Source organism: Nodularia harveyana UHCC-0300 (genome assembly GCF_034931085.1).
GTDB lineage: Bacteria > Cyanobacteriota > Cyanobacteriia > Cyanobacteriales > Nostocaceae > Nodularia > Nodularia harveyana.
This window is the reverse complement of record NZ_JAYGHG010000004.1, coordinates 125,082-143,211: the sequence shown is the minus strand read 5'-3', so window position 1 is coordinate 143,211 and position 18,130 is coordinate 125,082. Positions and strand designations below refer to the sequence as shown.

The window sequence follows — 18,130 nt, the reverse complement described above, 5'->3', positions numbered from 1 at the left end:
AACTATAGCAGGGAGCAGGGAGCAGGGAGCAGGGGGAAGCCTTGAAACTCTTTAATTACAATGGTTTTATAATCCGTTTGTGTCCTAAGCACCTTGGGGGTTGCTATAAATTCCCATTTGACTCACCAAATGAATCATTTCTGGCAAAATTAGCTTTTCCATCCCCAAACGCACTGCATTACTGGAACCGGGAAGGGAGAAAATTAACTTATTTTGATAAACTCCAGCCACAGCGCGAGAGGCGATCGCCCGTGAACCAATTTCTTGATAACTTAAAAATCGGAACAACTCCCCAAATCCGGGTAAGGTTTTCTCTAATAATTTCTCAATCGCATCATAGGTGGTATCTCTGGGAGCAATACCAGTACCACCATTAAATATGAGTACGTCTATATTAGTATTTTTACTTAAATATTTTATTTGTTCTTGAATCTCGGCTGGCTGATCTTTGATAATTTTATATACTCCCACAACATGATCGGCAGCAACCAGCAATTGCTGAATTAGCTGACCACTTTTATCAGTTTCTGGGTCACGAGTATCACTGACTGTAATTACAGCACAGGTGACGGTTTTTCCTGAGTCTGGGTGTGGTTGTGGTGACACAATGATCGAGATATAGGGGGACGAAGAGAGGGGGAATGAGGGTGATATTTACCCCACACCCCAAGCCATATCTATTCAGCTTTATTAAATCCCAAACCGTTTTGTTCGGCATAGCGTTCCATAAAGCGCATAAAACGTTCCCATTCTTCGGCGGACTTCATAACGTGAACTGCTTCTAGTCCTTCTGCTTTACCGTTGATAAATTTACCCTTAACTTCGCGGGTAACTATTTCGCCTTCTTCGTCAATTAGGTACATCCCGGTGACTTCTTCGGTGCTACCTTCCGCCAATATTTGAGGCTTAGTAAAGATAAAGGTTGCTGTACCACTGTCACCAGTGCGCGATCGCGTCAAGCGTACTTCTGGAACTACTTCTTCGTCAATCCCTTTAGAAAACTGAATTTTGACCATGATCTGTGTATGTAAAATTTTGTAATGTAATGCTTAACTTTCCATTCTCTCATAGAAACACTCCCTGACATACTGCCTCAAGCATTTTCCCACGGTTCCCCCTTCAGATAACTTTCCAGTGCATCCGTAATTAGTTAAATTATAGTTTTGGGTTTTTGGGCGATCGCACTACCTAACTCCACCGCCGCCTAATTTCAATCTTGGAACTCAATCATGCAAATATGCATTCACATCCCATGCAAAATTGAGAAATGTATCTGCAAAAAGTATCTCAGATGTTAATTTTTGCCCTATCCTGGGTATCATCTCTAATAGATACTTATAGTAACTTAAGTAATTACCCCGTTTAGATACATTTAACTTGGTTAAAATATGAACTTCCAGCCTGCTACAGAACACATATATTTCCAATATATTCAAAAGTTAATTCCTTGCATTCAACCTGATAATTTATCTAAAATTGCCCTCATTCTGGAAAAAACTCCTTGGGATGAGCCTGAGTCGTCGGCTGATTGGAATAACATCGCAGTAGTCGCTTTAACTGAAGCAGAACAGTGTCATGACAATCTCACCATGCGCTCAATGTATCTAGAAATGGCTATTGAAGCTCTGAATAATGGTTTAAACATCGATAGACATCCTATCTGTGCAGCTCATCTGGCTTTAATTCATAGCATGATCGGTGAAGCATCACAAGCCGTAAAAATGTCATTTAACACCTTAATTAACACTTTCCAATCTGCTTATGTGTCCTCTGAAAATCAAAGCAATTTTTTAATCTATATTTTTGTAGATAACAATAAATTTTCACAAAATGAGCAAGAATCCTGGGAAGAAATTTTATTTTCCTCCAATAGTTACCAACAGGCATTATTCTTATTAAATGAGATCATACATCAAGCACAGATAGCTTTTTACACAGGGGTAAGTCGTCGGTTCTTACATTTAGCTGCTCAGCTGTCACCAAATTCAGTGAATACTATTCTCAAATTGGGAATATCTAGCTTAATGGCTGGAGAACAAGAAGGAGTTTTATATTTACATCAAGCTAGAAAGTTAGTACCAGATTCTGCACCTATTCTGCAAGCACTTTACTTGGCTTATCGCAATTTAAATCAAATAGAAGTAGCAGATTATTGGCAAAAAGTATCACGTCAATTTTATCAGTCAAATTCCCTCACTCCAGAATGGTCTTGGACTCAATTACCAGCAAGTAGTTCCTTTACTTATGTGCCTTTTGAAAGTAATATTATTTTGGCAGTTGAGCCAAGTTTGCGTAGTATTGCAACTAGTGTGTTAATTAGTGAGCAAGACTGGTTTGAGAAAGAAATGGAGTTTTGGCGCAATAGTATTAAACCCGGTATGACGGTGATTGATGTTGGAGCTAATGTCGGTGTATATACTTTTAGTGCTGCGTTAAAAGTTGGCTCTCAGGGACGAGTTTTTGCTGTTGAACCCTTCTCAGTTTGCGTAAATTCTTTAGAGGAAACTTGTAGAATTAATCAACTTTCATGGGTCAATGTTTGCGCAGGAGCTGCGAGCGATCGCAATGGTAATATAAAATTACTACTACATTCTGCTAACGAACTTAATCAAGTAGTTTCCGAAGATGAAGCCGAGAAAATGACCGGACAAGCTTTTCAAGAAGCCAAATGTTTTACATTAGATAGTTTAGTTCAGCAAGAAAACATCACCCAAGTAGATTTTCTGAAGTTAGATGCAGAAGGTCATGAAATGGCTGTGTTAGTGGGGAGTGAAAAATTAATTACTGAATTTGCCCCAGTAATTTTATATGAAAATATTGCTGGTAGCCAAGGTAGCAATATTGAAGTAGCAGAGTATTTACAGAAAATAGGCTATGAACTATTCCACTATCAACCTTATATAAACAAATTAATCCCAGCCAATTCCGATAGAGATTTTCAAGAAGAGTTAAACATTATTGCTCTAAAACCAGAAAAACGCTTCATGTTTGATTTTTGAATAAACAACTTTTCAAACAAAGTTCGTAGTCAATACTTTAGGTCTTCTGAAAAGATACTACATTCCTGACTATGAGCTTACTAAAAGACACATTTAATATGATAACTCTTGTGGGGAGGGCAAAGATGTCCTCCCTATACCTATTCAGATAAGATATGCTAGATATATAAATATAAATTATTGTTTGCGATAAATTTCTCGACGATGTTTCGCTTTAACTATAGTAACTAATAAAACATCATCTTGTATTTGATAGATAACTCGATAATCGCCTACTCGAATACAGTAAAGCGATAATTCACTTTCTAACTTTTTTACACCATCAGGACGTGGTTCAACAGCTAATTCTTGAATTTTTAAATCAATTCGTTCTCTAATCTCACTTGGTAATTTTTTTAATTGTTTTACAGCACCCTTAGTAAATTCGATTTGATATATCACAATTTTAATTCTTGCTTGTACTGTTCCCAAGTGACAGTACCATTGACTTTTGCATCTTCTAATTCAGCAACTGCATCTCTAATATCCTCTTCATCTTCACGTTCACTAATATCTAAGAGTTCTAAAACCTCTTCTAAGGTTCCTTCATAAGCCTGTTCTAGCCGTTCAGATATTGCCTTTAACAAAGCTTGCTTTTTAGTGGTAGCTTCCATGTTTATACTTATTGCAGATTTTTTCAAGTCTTACTTATTTATGTTAACTCCACTCAATTATACCAAAATTTATTCTTTCAGGTTCCTATTCAGCACTTTAGTATCTATAAAAGATTAGGATGAGCGATTTACAACAAACATATTGCAACTCAAATAACGACACATCTTAATATTATAAATCTTGTGGGGGTGGGCAAAGATACTCTCCCTTATGTACTTTTATGTACTTTAATCACCATTTTCTGTAACAAATTTTTCCCACATCTGCTGATATGCTTTCTCCATCTCCCGCGTAAACTCTTTTCCATTCCATAAAGGTGCAGACTTTTTACCCTGTTTTAACTTCCAAGAAATTTGCTGTCGTAATTCTGCATCTTTACCTAAACGTACTCCCCATTCCACATATTCCTCATCACTCCAGGCGATACCTTCTGTAATTCCTGCATTAATCATCATCGTATAACTATTGCGGGCTGAAAATTGTTGTCCCACCTTCGTGACTAAGGGAATTTCTCGCCAGAGGGTTTCTAAAGTCGTAGTGGCTCCATTATAAGGAGAGGTATCTAACACGATGTCAGCCAGGCTCAGATTGGCTCTATGAACTGCTTCTGTAGGCATAAGAGGCAAAAACTTCAAGCGATTTATATCCACATCTTGAGATTTCGCCAAATCTCCATAAAATTTCTCAGAAGCATCTTTATCAGCGTGTCCTTTAATCAGCAAATAACTATTCGGTACTTCCTTAAGAATTGCGATTTGTAATTTAGTATGTTCCAGATGACGTTTATAACCGCTTTGAGTCACAAAATAAACAACAGCATCATCAGAAATATCTAGCTGTTCTCGTCTTAGGGTGGGAACATTTACTTCAAAACCATCAACAGCAACATAGGTTTGAGGTAAACGCCAGATTTTTTCTTGGTAATAGTCTTGAGCATTTTCAGGAAGCACATAGGGGTCAGCAATAAAATAATCAATGGTTGATAAACCAGATGCATCCCATCCTAACCAAGTAACTTGAATAGGCGCAGGTTTAACGGCTAAAATTTCCGCAGAAAGGTCAAAAGTTAAACTATCCAAATCTACTAAAATATCAATACCATCTTCATGAATTTGTTTAATAACTTCATGGTTTTGCGTCGTGCCATAACTGTATGATTGGTCAGATTTTTCTCTAAACGACTCTTGTAATCCATTATCGTTTTTATCAGGTAACATCATATAGGAATAAATCTGAAAATTTTCCCGATTATGATGACTAAAGAGCCATCGAGCAATCCAACCTACTGAATGCTGTTTGAGAAAACTAGAAATATAACCTATTTTTAAAACTTTATTCTTTGATTTATTACTAGGTAGTGAATAACGATATTGTTTAATAATATCTTGATCAAAAACTTCTATATTTTTCAGGCACAAACTCATTAAATCATTTTGCAAAGGACGAATTATTGCAGGTTCATCTTGAAAGTAAGGAAAGAAGAACATCGAAGTATATAGGCGTGACACCAAACCATTATTCTTGATTATCGGAGATTCTTGAATCAGCGCAGCAATTAATTCTGCTTGTTTGTTTATCGCTTCACAAGCATCATCCCAATAGCCTGTCGAAGCCATTAATGCTCGGAGTAATGTTTGATGAGAATATACTTTTTGAGTTAATGTTTCTGAATATAAAATCAACTTTTTAGCAGTATTAATTCCTTCAGAATATTGACGTGAATCTTGGTATGCTGTACTTAATTGCAAGAGTATATCTTGATTTTCTGGACTTATTTTTAATAAAATTTGCAGGATTTTCGCTGCATAAAGATTTCTTTTCAAAAATTCCTTGATATTAATAACGCCAGAGATCACGATATATCTAAACTCACTAATATTCTGTCCTTGATGTTTGATTATATTGGTGAATATTTTAATAAAATTTAAAGTGTAACCTGCTAGAGGTGTCAATTCTAAAATATTTTTAGTAACTTTTAAAACTAAGTTACAGTCTATCTGGTTATAATCAGGAGTTGATTCCAGAATTTCAATAATATTTAATTCATCCCAGTACGCATCATCTAAGATTTTTAATTGCACTGCCAAGTCAAAACTCGACAATAAATTATTAACATCTGTGGGGTTGATGCTTCTCAGATGTTGGCGAATTGTCCAAGCTAACTCTTTCTGCTCTAGTTGTTCTTGGCGTTTTGCTTCTAACTCTAATATTTGACTTAGTTCCCCTGTCCACTGGTCAATTTGTTGGTGATCATCTGTTTCACCCATTGCTAAAAACCAAGTCAGGGGAGCTTCTTCTTCCTCACCTTGTAAGATAAAACATAATCCCAAATACCAGTAATAAACTTTTACTTCTGGTTCTGCTGTAATTGCTTGTTCAAAGTAACTGGCTGCTTTCTGATAATGTCCGTGGATAATATACTGATAGCCTTCTTCAACTTTTACAGACTGATTATTCATTCTATTTCTTCTCGATTTTATGGATAATCTATATTAATACTATTTGATTTGTAGCTAGACACTTAGAGTGCATATAGCCCAGGGGAATAGCTGCGATAGATCGCACCCTAAAATAATTAATTTATTATAGAGAAAACCTGATTCCTCTATTAATCTAGCTTGTCAACATATATTTCCCACATCTGCTGATATGCTTTCTCCATTTCACGGGTAAACTGTTCTCCATTCCATAAAGGTGCAGACTTTTTACCCTGTTTTAACTTCCAAGAAATTTGCTGTCGTAATTCTGCATCTTTACCTAAACGTACTCCCCATTCCACATATTCCTCATCACTCCAAGCAATACCTTCTGTAATCCCCGCATTAATCATCATCGTGTAACTATTGCGGGCTGCAAATTGTTGTCCGACCTTTGTGACTAAGGGAATTTCTCGCCAAAGGGTTTCTAAAGTGGTAGTCGCCCCATTGTAAGGAGAAGTATCTAACACCACATCCGCCAGGCTGAGATTAGCTCTATGAATGGCTTCTGTGGCCATATAAGGCAAAAACTTAAAGCGACTTATGTCCACACCTTTAGATTTTGCCAAATCTCCATAAAATTTCTGAGAAGCTTCTTCATCCGCGTCTCCTTTTATAAGCAAATAACTATTTGGTACTTCCTTGAGAATTTGGATTTGTAGTTTACTATGCTCCAGATGACGTTTATAACCTTTTTGAGTCACAAAATAAACAACAGCATCTTCAGGAATATCTAGTTGTTCTCGTCTGAGAGTGGGAACATTCACTTCAAAGCCGTCAACAGCAACATAGGTTTGAGGTAAACGCCAGATTTTTTCTTGGTAGTAGTCTTGAGCATTTTCGGGAAGCACATAGGGGTCAGCAATAAAATAATCAATAGTTGATAAGCCAGAAGCATCCCAACCTAACCACGTAACTTGAATTGGCGCAGGTTTAATGGCTAAAATTTCAGCACAAAGGTCAAAAGTTAAACTATCTAAATCTACTAAAATATCAATACCATCTTCATTGATTTGTTTCACTGCATCATATTTTTGTTTGGAATTATAACTATATGATTTATCAGATTTTTCTATAAACCACTGTTGTAATCCATTATCAATTTCAGTAGGTAAAATTATATAAGTATATATCTGAAATTCTTCGCGGTTATGATGAATAAACAGCCAGCGAGCAATCCAACCTACTGAATGTTGTTTCAGCGAATGAGAAATATAGCCTATTTTCAATAGTTTCTTTTCTGTTTTATTGGTAGGCAAGGAATAACGATATTTTTTTATAATATCTTGGGCGGAAATTTCTATACTTTTCCGACATAAACTCATTAAATCATTTTGCAGAGGGCGAATTGTTGCAGGTTCATCGTAGAAGTATGGAAAAAAGAACATCGAAGCGAATATACGTGATACAAATACATTATGATTGATAATAGGAGATTCTTGAATCAAGGCGGAGATTAATTCCTGTTGTCTGTTGATAGCTGCACAAGCTTCATCCCAATAACCTGTTGAAGTCATTAATGCTCTGATCAACATCATAGTTGCAAATACTTTTTGCGTTAATGTTTCCGAACATAAAACTAATTTTTTCGCAGTATTAATTCCTTCGGTATGTTGACCAGAATCTTGGTATGCTGTACTTAGCGGCAAGAGTATTTCTGGTTCTTCAGGAGCTATTAATAATAAAATTTCTAGCATCTTTGCTGCATAAGTATTTTTTTTAAAAAGACTCATAATCCTTACAGCACCAGATATCATGATATAAATAAATTCACCTATTTTTTCACGTTGCATTTTAATGATATTCGTGAAGATTTTAATTAAATCTAAGGTAAAGTCTGCAAAAGGTGTAAATTCTAAAATATCTTGAGTAACTTTTAAAATCAAATCACCTTCGACTTGGCTATAATCAGAAATTGATTCAAGAATATCTATAAGATTTAATTCACCCCAATAATCATCATCAAATATTTTTAATTGCAGTGCTAAATGAAAACTAGACAACAAATTATTAATATCTATAGGATTGATTGTTCTCAGATGTTGGCGAATTGTCCAAGCTAATTCTTTGTCGTCTAATTGTTCTTGACGTTGTGCCTCTGACTCTAATACTTGACTTAATTCCCATGTCCACAGATTAATTTGTTGCTCAGAGGATGTTTCACCCATCCCTAAAAACCAAGTCAGAGGTGCTTCTTCTTCCTCACCTTGTAAGAGCAGACACAATCCCAAATACCAGTAATAAACCTTGACATCTGGTTCAACTGTAATGGCTTCTTCAAAGTAACTTGCTGCTTTGTAATAATCTCCTTGGATGATATATTCATAGCCTTCTGCAACTTTCACAGACTGATTAATCATGATATTTCTTCTCTGTATAATTGATAATTTATTCCTGCAAATTGTCTACATATATTGACCACATCTGCTGATATGCTTTCTCCATCTCACGAGTAAACTGTTCGCCATTCCATAAAGGTGCAGACTTTTTACTCTGTCTTAATTTCCCAGAAACTTGTTGTCGTAAACTTTCATCTTTTCCAAAACGTACCGCCCATTCGACATATTCCTGATCACTCCAAGCTATACCTTCTGTAATACCAGCATTGATCATCATGGTATAACTATTACGGGCTGAAAATTGTTGTCCCACTTTTGTAACTAAGGGAATTTCTCGCCACAGGGTTTCTAATGTGGTAGTCGCTCCATTGTAGGGATAAGTATCTAAAACCACATCCGCAAGGCTCAAATTAGCTCTGTGAACCGCTTCTGATGGCATAAAAGGGAGAAACTTCAAACGACTGATGTCAATATCTTGAGACTTTGACAAATCTCCATAAAATTGACGAGAAGCATTTTCATCAGCTTCTCCTTTAATCAGCAAATAACTATTTGGTACTTGCTTAAGGATTGCAATTTGTAATTTTGCATGGTCGAGGTGACGTTTATATCCTTTTTGAGTCACAAAATAAACAACAGCATCTTCAGGAATATCTAGTTGTTCTCGTCTGAGAGTGGGAACATTCACTTCAAAGCCATCAACAGCAACGTAAGTTTGAGGTAAACGCCAGATTTTTTCTTGGTAGTAGTCTTGAGCATTTTCGGGAAGCACATAAGGGTCAGCAATAAAATAATCAATGGTTGATAAACCCGTAGCATCCCACCCTAACCAAGTCACTTGAATTGGCGCAGGTTTAATGGCTAATATTTCCGCAGAAATATCAAAAGTTAAACTATCCAAGTCTACTAAAATATCAATGCCATCTTCATGAATTTGTTTAACAACTTCATAGTTTTGCTTTGAGCCATAACTGTATGATTTATCAGATTTTTCTCTAAACCACTGTTGTAATCCATTATCTTGTTCAGTGGGTAAAATAATATAGGAATAAATCTGAAATTCTTCGTGATTATGATAATTAAATAGCCATCTAGCAATCCAACCTACTGAATGCTGTCGGAGAGAATTAGAAATGTAGCCGATTTTTAAAACTTTCTCTTTTTGGTTATCAGTATGACGGGTATAACGGAAATTTTTAATAATATCTTGGGTATTATTCTCGATATTTTTGAGACATAAACTCATCAGTTGGTTTTGCAGAGGTCGAATTATTGCGGGTTCATCTTTAATATAAGGAAAGAAAAACATGGAGGAAAATAAACGTAAGATAAAAGGATTTCTGGTGATGGGAGAAGATTCATTAATCAAAGAAATAATTAATGATTTTTGCTGTTCTAATACTGCACAAGTTTCTTCCCAATACCCTGTCGCTCGCATTAATGACCTCATTAACAAATGATTGCTAAATATTTTTTCTGGTAAACTCTTAGCTATTAAATTTAGTTGTTTTGCTGTATCAATACCTTTACTATATTGTTCAGAATCTTGATAGGCAATACTTAATTGAATTAGTATTTCGCGGTTTTCAGGAGAAATTAACAATAAATTTTCCAGTATATTTGCTGCATGAGCAGGATTCCTGAAAGAACTCATAATTTTCACAGCAGCATATATTAATATGCTGATAAAAGTTTGAGTATTCTCTCCCTGTTTATAAATAATATTAGTAAATAATTTAATCAAATTTACAGTAAAATTTTCCAAAGGTGCAAAGTCTAGAATTTCTTGGCTGACTTGCAAAACTAAATTAGAGTCAATTGAACTTTTATCAACATCATATTCCAGTATTTCTCTTAGATTTAACTCTTCTAAATATTCATTATCTACGATTTGTAATTGAATCGCTAAATGCAGACTGTGTAATAAATTATTAATATCTGTAGGATTTATGCTTCTCAGATGTTGGCGAATTGTCCAAGCTAACTGTTTTTGTTGTAATTCCTCTTGGCGTTGTGCTTCTGATTCTAATATTTCACTTAATTCCTCTATCCACAACTCAATTTGTGCGGAATCATCTGTTTCACCCATCCCTAAAAACCAAGTCAATGGCGCTTCTTCTTCCTCTCCTTTTAAGATAAAACATAATCCTAAATACCAGTAATAAACCTTTATTTCTGGTTCAACTGAAATGGCTTCTTCAAAGTAACTCGCTGCTTTTTGATAATCTCCTTTGATGAGGTATTCATAGCCTTGTACAACTTTCATCGGCTGATTTTTCATTCCCTTAGTTCTCTATTCTATGGATTATCTGTTAATAGAAAAGGCACGATACATCGTGCCTCCTAAATATTACTAAATTATTGAGTTAGTTTTAGATAAGTTTAATTCAACTAGGCTAATCAGGTACCAACTTGGGTACTACCACCAGCGCATTGTGAACCACTAGTTGGAGCAATAGCAGCAGCTCCAGGAGTATCTGTTTCGCAAAGAATAGCGATACTAGTAGCATCACTGGTAGGACCAACTTGTAAGATGGTAACAGCACCTGAATAGTCTCTGAGAACTGCAACCGTACTTTCACCAGCACTATCAGCACGTGTAGTAGCGGTATCTGTGGTTGTGTAGGTATAATTGACAGTTTGAGTATTAATACCTATACCCAAAATATCTACTGCTGAACCAAATACACTCTTCTCAGTGAAGTAAGCTTGTTGACCTTTGTTCAAGGAACCAACATAGGTTTTAGCTTCAGACTGCTTGGCTTTGTTAGCTTGGTTCAAGAAGGAAGGCAGAGCGATAGCGGATAGAATACCGATGATGATGATAACAACTAACAATTCAATGAGGGTAAAACCTTCTTCGTTTTTCTTTTTGTTGAGGATGTGTTGGAGGAATTTAGCTTTTAATTCGGTTTTCATGATAAGTAATTTCCCTGTGTTGTAAACTGTTTTCCCGTTCTAGATATAACTTACCCACTCTTGATCAGTTTCATATCACCCCCAGCAAAAAATTTTTTTATTTTCCTGCAAATCCTCCTAAAAGCCCGAAAAATCAAGGTTTTAGATTGAATGTAGATTGGGTTAAGGAGCAAAACCCAACATTACCCAAGATTTTGTTTACATAATAAAGAAGCTTTGGAGGTAATTGCACCCCATCCCAAACCCTACGTTGTACACACAAGTCGGGCAATTCTCTTTTGTGTCACAAGACCCCACCCCTAGCCCCTCCCCGCAAGCCTACCGTGTACACAGAAGTGATCTAATCGCCCCCTAGCCGCCAATTATGGGGGAACAAGAATTTTCAAAGTCCCCCAAGTTTGGGGGATTTAGGGGGCAAAACAGTCTCAAACGCAGACAGGTAGGACTTGTGTGTACACCGTAGCCCCGCAAGGGAGGAGGGGAACTGGCTTTACAGTTAAATCAGTTTTTAGAACTGAAAACTCTCTTTGGCTCAGGATGTGTGTACACCATAGCTAGGTGAGGAGAGGAGAGCATACATATAGATAGATATTGCTCGAATGACCCAAGCCATCACCGAACCGCTCCCAATACATATATGATCGGACAAGAATTTTCAAAGTCCCCCACACTTGGGGAATTTAGGGGGCAAAACAGGCACAAATCGAGGGAGGACTAAATTCCTTACTACGAACTTAGCGCTCCAGCATGACGTAACCAAAGCTTTCTAGGCTGATGAGCAACTGTTTCACTAGATTGAAGGCTGCTTCTGACTCTGTAGGCTCTAAAGTCACAGGATCTAGAGGGCGAAATTGTTGCCAACGCTCTACCAAAGCCATCATCGACTGGGGTTGCTCTAATAAAGGTATTAAGCAAGTGGCTCTTGAGTTCTCTAATTCTTTAATTCCCTCTGCGGGTGATAAATATTGACAAATCGGAAATGGTCGCAGGTCTTGTACACAAGCAATGAGTTCTGTTTGAAACTTGGGAATTTTTAACTGAGGACACAGATGTACTGTAGAAACTTGCCAATCTGAATCAGTCCATTCTGCAACTGGTAGGATATCTGGGGTTGTATCAGGATGACCACACCAAAAGTCAATCAACCTATGCACAGGATGTAGCAGTTCAAATAAATGTAGGCGTTCTTCTATAGATATATCTGGTAAGGTCATTGCTAAAAAGGTGGGTAAATTATCTGGTTCTTTGAATAAATCCAACAATTCCCACTGTCGCCAGTTCACCATACTGATAAACTCTAGGTCAGACTCTACCAAAGCTGAGAACATATCGGGGATAGTGTAACCTTTATCGCCTTGGAACAGGTAATTCATTAAAATTCTTTCTTTGCCCTCCTCTCCGTCATAATTACCATCCCAGGTGATAGCTTTCAGATGTACATGACCTTTTAAAGCCTTCATAGTGTCTTTAAGAATTTCTATTTCCATTTCTTCTGGGTTTCCGTCCATTAACCCCATCATGGTGAAAAGTTGTTGGGCGCGGAAAAAATAAACTCTCTGCAAGGCGCTATGAAGATTAGTCCGAATAATTCCCTCTGGTTTTAGCACTGCTTTCATGGCTTTTAAGCCCACGGTTATATCCGGTAACAGATACAAAAGTTCATCACAGTTAATATAATCAAATTGTTCATTTAGCTGGGGCAATTCTTCCAGGGCTAAAACATGAAACTCTGCATTTTCAAATCCATGATGTTCTAACCGTTGTTGTGCCAGTTTAATTGATTCTGCGGAGATATCAACGCCGACAATTTTGGCTCCTGGATTAGCTTCTGCTAATATTAATGATTTATAACCAGTTCCACAACCAGCATCTAAAATAACCTTACCTTTGGTATCAATAACTTTTTGGTTTCTGACATAATAAGATGTCACTAAGCTATGAATATAAAGTAGCTGAGGTTCTTTTTTAGGTGATTTATCGAGGGGAATGTGGGGATAGGGAGAACTATCAAATTGCAGGCGGATTTTTTCTAATAGTTCAGATGCTATATCTACCATGTTATGTTTCCTGATAATCAATTTTGTAGTGGGGGTAAGTAGTTACACCAGTTTTATTTTTCCCTATTTTGCATATTTTTAACACAACATAAACCAAAGTTTACCCCGAAATCCTGTATTGAGTCACAATAAGGAAAATTTGGAAGTCCCCAACAAGGTAAGGTTTACGCCGAATATGGGTGATAAGTAAGTCGGCGTGAAAGTTTCAATGTATGTCATGGCGAGTGGAACGGAGTGGAACGAAGCGATCGCAAGGGTTTTGGAATTTTTATATTTACATAGTTAGGTTTATTTGTGCCGACTTACTTATGTAGATTGAGGACTAAAGTCCTAACTACTAGCTTGTTATGATTGACAGTGTCAGATGTGGGATAGATACTAGCTGATAAAAGTACACGCAAAGGAAAGAAACTATGTCTGTTTTTCTCAAAAGTCTGAAAGAAAAAGGTTTCCTAGACCAAGTTCATCTAACAATCTGTAACATAGGATCTCGTAAATTATCATCTCAAGATGACTATGGGGCTGGTGCTTGGAATTTATTTGCTCCTAACTTGACTATTTACGGTTTTGATGCTGATGCTGATGCTTGCGAAGCTGCTGAAGCTGATTTGGAAACGCGGGGAATCAATTGGACTGAAAAACATATTCCTTTAGCGCTGGGTCAGTCCATAGAAGAGAGAACACTTTATGTGACTAAGCATCCTATGTGTAGTTCTCTGTATGCGCCCAATGAAGCATTTACAAACAGATTTGCTAGTTTGCCAGAATTATGTAATTTAGATTTTACTTTGCAGATGGAGACAACTACGTTAGATACTTTTTGCGATGCTGAAGGAATTAATACTATAGATTTTTTACAAATTGATGTTCAAGGTGCGGAACTGGAGGTTTTAAAAGGAGCATCTAAAATTTTAAGCCGGGGGGTATTGGGAATTGAGACAGAAGTGGAATTTTCACCTATATATGTCAATCAACCTTTATTTGCTGATATAGATAGCCATTTAAGGGAACATGATTTTACATTATTTGATTTAAGAAATGCTTATCGTGTGCGAGCGCGTTCCCCCATTGCATCAGCAGAGCGTCAGGGACAGTTGCTCTGGGGAGAGGCTTATTATCTCCAAGATCCGCTTAGGGAAAATTCTAATTTTCAGATTAAGGAACCAGAGAGAATTTTAAAACTAGCTTGTATAGCTGATGTTCTCGGTTTTCCTGATTATGCTTTGGAGCTACTAGAATATTTAACAGTTAATTCTGGTAGTCATCCTGAATATAACTTTGCTGAAATTATTATCGATACCTTATCTAATTTCCCTGAATTGGTGGAGAGGGGTTTAGATTCCTTGGCTGTAGTCGCTAATATTCGTCCTTTTTTAAATAATTAAAGTTGGTAGTCAGGACTTTAGTCCTCTCAAAAAATTATTGGTGGGTTACGCTCTCGCTTTAACGCAGCCATGCGTTGTGCTATACCCACCCTACAAAATTTGAAAGCAAGAGGGGGTGAGGTTCTGTAGCATTACCAGGCTAATAATGCTATATTATCCGTAGTCGTTATGAGTTTGTCCATATGAGTAACCCAACTGTAGAAAATTTAGTAATTATTGGTTCTGGCCCAGCAGGCTATACGGCGGCTATTTATGCGGGACGAGCGAATTTAAAACCTGTGGTGTTTGAAGGGTTTGAGGTGGGGGGTTTACCGGGTGGTCAATTAATGACTACGACGGAGGTGGAAAATTTTCCGGGGTTTCCGGCGGGGATTACGGGGCCGGAATTGATGGATAATATGAAGGCGCAAGCTGAACGCTGGGGGGCGGAGTTATATACTGAGGATGTGATTTCTGTTGATTTGAGTCAGCGTCCTTTTATTGTCCGGTCTTCAGAAAGGGAAGTTAAAGCCCATAGTATTGTGATTGCTACTGGTGCAACTGCGAAGCGTTTGGGTTTACCTACTGAACAGTTATTCTGGAGTCGGGGTATTTCTGCTTGTGCAATCTGCGATGGTGCAGTACCAATGTTTAAGGGTGCAGAGTTGGCTGTTATTGGTGCTGGGGACTCGGCGGCGGAAGAGTCTATTTATTTAACTAAATACGCTTCTAAGGTCAATCTGCTGGTGCGTTCTGACCAGATGCGGGCTTCTAAGGCTATGCAAGACCGGGTGTTGAGTAACCCCAAAATAGAGGTACATTGGCATACGGAAGCGGTGGATGTGTTCGGTGATGGTGAGATGGCTGGGCTGAAGGTGCGTAATAATCAAACTGGTTCAGAAGGTCAGCTTGATGTTAAGGGTTTGTTTTACGCTATCGGTCATAGTCCTAATACTGCTTTATTTGAAGGACAGTTGGAACTGGATGAGGTGGGTTATGTGATGACGAAAAATGGTTCTGTGGAAACCAGTGTGGAAGGTGTGTTTGCGGGTGGGGATGTGCAGGATCATGAGTTTCGTCAAGCAATTACTGCTGCTGGTTCTGGCTGTATGGCGGCGATGTTGGCGGAACGCTGGTTATCTGCGAGGAATTTAATTACGGAATTTCATCAGTCAGGGACGGGAGTTGATGAGTTAGCAACCGATTCTGCTAATAGGACTGAGGTGGAGGTGACGGTTGATTTTAATTTGGTGGTGACTCGCCATGAGGGGGGTTATGCTTTGAGAAAATTATTCCATGAAAGCGATCGCCTAATCATTGTTAAGTATATTTCTCCTGGTTGCGGCCCCTGTCATACCCTGAAGCCAATATTAAATAAAGTGATAGACGAATTTGAGGGTAAAGTTCACTTTGTCGAAATTGATATTGAGCAAGACCGAGATATTGCGGAAAATGCCAATATTATTGGGACTCCGACGGTGCAATTTTTTAAAGATAAGGAATTGTTGCAGGAAGTCAAAGGTGTGAAGCAAAAGAGCGAGTATCGTGAGATGATTGAGAGTTATCTTTAGAAAGTCGGGAAGTGGGTTGTCTCTATAGCACTATATACTCACTTTCCCTCTTGGCAAACTAACCTGTTAAATAAAGACACAGAAATAATCGTAGTATTTAGCAAAGTTTGTGCCTGATTAAAATCAGAATACCCGGTAATCAAAAAATCCGCATCTGCGGCTACAGCACAAGCTAAAAACTTTGCATCTTTTCTATCTTTAGGAAAATCAATTTCTACATTCACATCAATGAGCGTTATGAAGTTATCAATAATTTCAAACCATTCAGATATCACTTCATCTGTCAACTTAAACTTCCGGCGACTTAAAACTTCTTTATATTCCCTGACAATTTCTGGAGAAACTATCCACTCCCAATCAGGATGAGCAAAAATAAACTGAATAACGGATCTTGGTACTCTACCTTTAAGGATGGCGGAAACTAAAACATTTGTGTCAACAACAACTTTCATTCTCCGCGTCTGTAAGCTTCTATTTCTGCTTCTATTTCAGCTTCTGTAATATCTTCTACTCCTGGTAGCAATTGTGTTTTATCAAACAAATCTTTCATTTTCTTACTGATTTCCGCTTTTGGGTTATCCTCAGCTAAAATAATTATTTCTACTCTCTGTCCTGCTTGAAAAGGTAAATCAGATAATATTATTTGCCTTGGGTCTGTTATGGTGATGTATTTTTTGTAAGCGTTCATAATTCTGCTCTTAACTCCAGAAAAAATGAGGCATAATTCGACCTCTTTCTCAGTGTAGCTCTGTATTCACCGCTAAGGAATAACCAGAGCATCCCCAAACTGTAATCTTATATGTAAAATAGTATCTTGCTTTACGCAGGCGATCGCACATGGCCACTACTAAACGTCAGATACCGAATTTTTTACGTTTTGCCCAAAATGCTAACCTTTCCCAAAAGTTAATGCTGATTGGCATAGCTATTACCTTATTTTTCCTGTTTCTGGCGTTTTTCGCTCCCGTTTTACAAAGTCGGGGATGGTTGCAAAATCCTAGAGAGTTTCTCTCTAACCCCATTCAAGAACCACCCTCAGCCAAATATTGGTTTGGTACAAGTCGTCTGGGACATGATGTATTTTCTCGGACATTGTTTGGCGCTCAAGCTGCACTGCAAGTAGTGATTTTAGCTACAGCATTGAGTATGTTTATTGGTGTGCCTTTGGGGATGGTAAGTGGCTATCTGGGTGGTAAGTTAGATAAGGTGTTGCTGTTCCTCATGGATAGTATTTACACCTTGCCGGGGCTGCTACTGTCTGTTACGCTGGCTTTTGTTGTGGGGCGGGGAATTTTCAATGCGGCGATCGCCATTAGTATTGCTTACATTCCTCAATATTATCGTGTAGTCCGTAATCACACTGTCAGCGTTAAAACAGAAGTATTCATTGAAGCAGCGCAAGCAATGGGTGCTTCTACTTGGGTGATACTATCGCGCTATCTATTTTTTAACGTCATTCAAAGTGTACCCGTACTATTTACCCTTAACGCCGCCGATGCTATATTAGTATTAGGGGGTTTAGGCTTTTTAGGGCTAGGACTTCCCGAAGAAGTTCCAGAATGGGGACATGATTTAAGACAAGCTTTAGAAGCCTTACCCACAGGTATTTGGTGGACTACTCTATTTCCTGGTTTAGCAATGACATTAATGGTAGTAGGGTTATCACTACTTGGTGAAGGGTTAAATGAGCTTGTCAATCCTCGTCTAAGAAGAAAAAATAGATGATTGGTAATTGGGAAAAATAACTAAG

15 protein-coding genes are annotated in these 18,130 nt (G+C 37.6%); 4 read left to right on the top strand and 11 right to left on the bottom strand.

Going from position 1 to position 18,130, the window contains the following annotated elements:
- Positions 1–84 precede the first annotated feature (84 nt).
- Together VB620_RS04350 and psb28 are read right to left on the bottom strand one after the other, a co-directional pair.
- A complete protein-coding gene (locus VB620_RS04350) occupies positions 85–606 on the bottom strand; it encodes a MogA/MoaB family molybdenum cofactor biosynthesis protein (RefSeq protein ID WP_323194916.1) in 522 nt (173 codons plus the stop codon).
- A 71-nt stretch (positions 607–677) separates the two neighbouring features.
- Positions 678–1,016 (bottom strand): photosystem II reaction center protein Psb28, encoded by a 339-nt coding sequence (psb28, locus tag VB620_RS04345; protein ID WP_323194915.1) that lies wholly within the window; start codon positions 1,014–1,016, stop codon positions 678–680.
- A gap of 372 nt (positions 1,017–1,388) precedes the next feature.
- On the opposite strand from psb28, the gene VB620_RS04340 reads away from it, so the two are divergent.
- Positions 1,389–2,999, top strand: a complete 1,611-nt coding sequence (locus VB620_RS04340; RefSeq protein WP_323194914.1) for an FkbM family methyltransferase — start codon at positions 1,389–1,391, stop codon at positions 2,997–2,999.
- A 177-nt stretch (positions 3,000–3,176) separates the two neighbouring features.
- On the opposite strand, the gene VB620_RS04335 is transcribed toward VB620_RS04340, so the two are convergent.
- The 7 genes from VB620_RS04335 to VB620_RS04305 all read right to left on the bottom strand — a co-directional run bounded on the left by VB620_RS04335 (position 3,177) and on the right by VB620_RS04305 (position 13,445).
- The gene (locus tag VB620_RS04335; protein ID WP_323194913.1) at positions 3,177–3,440 is read right to left on the bottom strand and encodes a type II toxin-antitoxin system RelE family toxin; all 264 of its coding nucleotides are present in this window, start codon (positions 3,438–3,440) and stop codon (positions 3,177–3,179) included.
- On the bottom strand, positions 3,437–3,652 hold the full coding sequence (locus VB620_RS04330; RefSeq protein WP_323194912.1) for a hypothetical protein: 216 nt from the start codon (positions 3,650–3,652) through the stop codon (positions 3,437–3,439). Before VB620_RS04330 ends, VB620_RS04335 begins: the two co-directional genes overlap by 4 nt.
- A gap of 228 nt (positions 3,653–3,880) precedes the next feature.
- On the bottom strand, positions 3,881–6,112 hold the full coding sequence (locus VB620_RS04325) for an O-linked N-acetylglucosamine transferase, SPINDLY family protein (RefSeq protein ID WP_323194911.1): 2,232 nt from the start codon (positions 6,110–6,112) through the stop codon (positions 3,881–3,883).
- A gap of 149 nt (positions 6,113–6,261) precedes the next feature.
- Positions 6,262–8,490, bottom strand: a complete 2,229-nt coding sequence (locus VB620_RS04320; protein ID WP_323194910.1) for an O-linked N-acetylglucosamine transferase, SPINDLY family protein — start codon at positions 8,488–8,490, stop codon at positions 6,262–6,264.
- Between the two features lie 28 nt (positions 8,491–8,518).
- On the bottom strand, positions 8,519–10,750 hold the full coding sequence (locus VB620_RS04315) for an O-linked N-acetylglucosamine transferase, SPINDLY family protein (protein ID WP_323194909.1): 2,232 nt from the start codon (positions 10,748–10,750) through the stop codon (positions 8,519–8,521).
- A 119-nt stretch (positions 10,751–10,869) separates the two neighbouring features.
- Positions 10,870–11,388, bottom strand: coding sequence for a type IV pilin-like G/H family protein (locus tag VB620_RS04310; protein ID WP_323194908.1), 519 nt, complete (start codon positions 11,386–11,388; stop codon positions 10,870–10,872).
- Between the two features lie 734 nt (positions 11,389–12,122).
- Positions 12,123–13,445, bottom strand: a complete 1,323-nt coding sequence (locus VB620_RS04305; RefSeq protein ID WP_323194907.1) for a class I SAM-dependent methyltransferase — start codon at positions 13,443–13,445, stop codon at positions 12,123–12,125.
- 413 nt (positions 13,446–13,858) lie between these two features.
- On the opposite strand from VB620_RS04305, the gene VB620_RS04300 reads away from it, so the two are divergent.
- The gene (locus VB620_RS04300) at positions 13,859–14,830 is read left to right on the top strand and encodes an FkbM family methyltransferase (RefSeq protein WP_323194906.1); all 972 of its coding nucleotides are present in this window, start codon (positions 13,859–13,861) and stop codon (positions 14,828–14,830) included.
- A 182-nt stretch (positions 14,831–15,012) separates the two neighbouring features.
- The gene (gene trxB, locus VB620_RS04295) at positions 15,013–16,380 is read left to right on the top strand and encodes a thioredoxin-disulfide reductase (protein ID WP_323194905.1); all 1,368 of its coding nucleotides are present in this window, start codon (positions 15,013–15,015) and stop codon (positions 16,378–16,380) included.
- Positions 16,381–16,418: 38 nt separating this feature from the next.
- Here trxB and VB620_RS04290 read toward each other — a convergent pair whose 3' ends face one another.
- Positions 16,419–16,832 (bottom strand): putative toxin-antitoxin system toxin component, PIN family, encoded by a 414-nt coding sequence (locus VB620_RS04290; RefSeq protein WP_323194904.1) that lies wholly within the window; start codon positions 16,830–16,832, stop codon positions 16,419–16,421.
- Positions 16,829–17,068, bottom strand: a complete 240-nt coding sequence (locus VB620_RS04285) for a hypothetical protein (RefSeq protein ID WP_323194903.1) — start codon at positions 17,066–17,068, stop codon at positions 16,829–16,831. The genes VB620_RS04290 and VB620_RS04285 overlap by 4 nt, the downstream gene beginning before the upstream one ends.
- 149 nt (positions 17,069–17,217) lie before the next feature.
- Between VB620_RS04285 and VB620_RS04280 the strand changes: the two genes are divergently transcribed.
- Positions 17,218–18,105: an ABC transporter permease gene (locus VB620_RS04280; RefSeq protein WP_323194902.1), complete on the top strand. Its 888-nt coding sequence runs from the start codon at positions 17,218–17,220 to the stop codon at positions 18,103–18,105.
- Positions 18,106–18,130 lie beyond the last annotated feature (25 nt).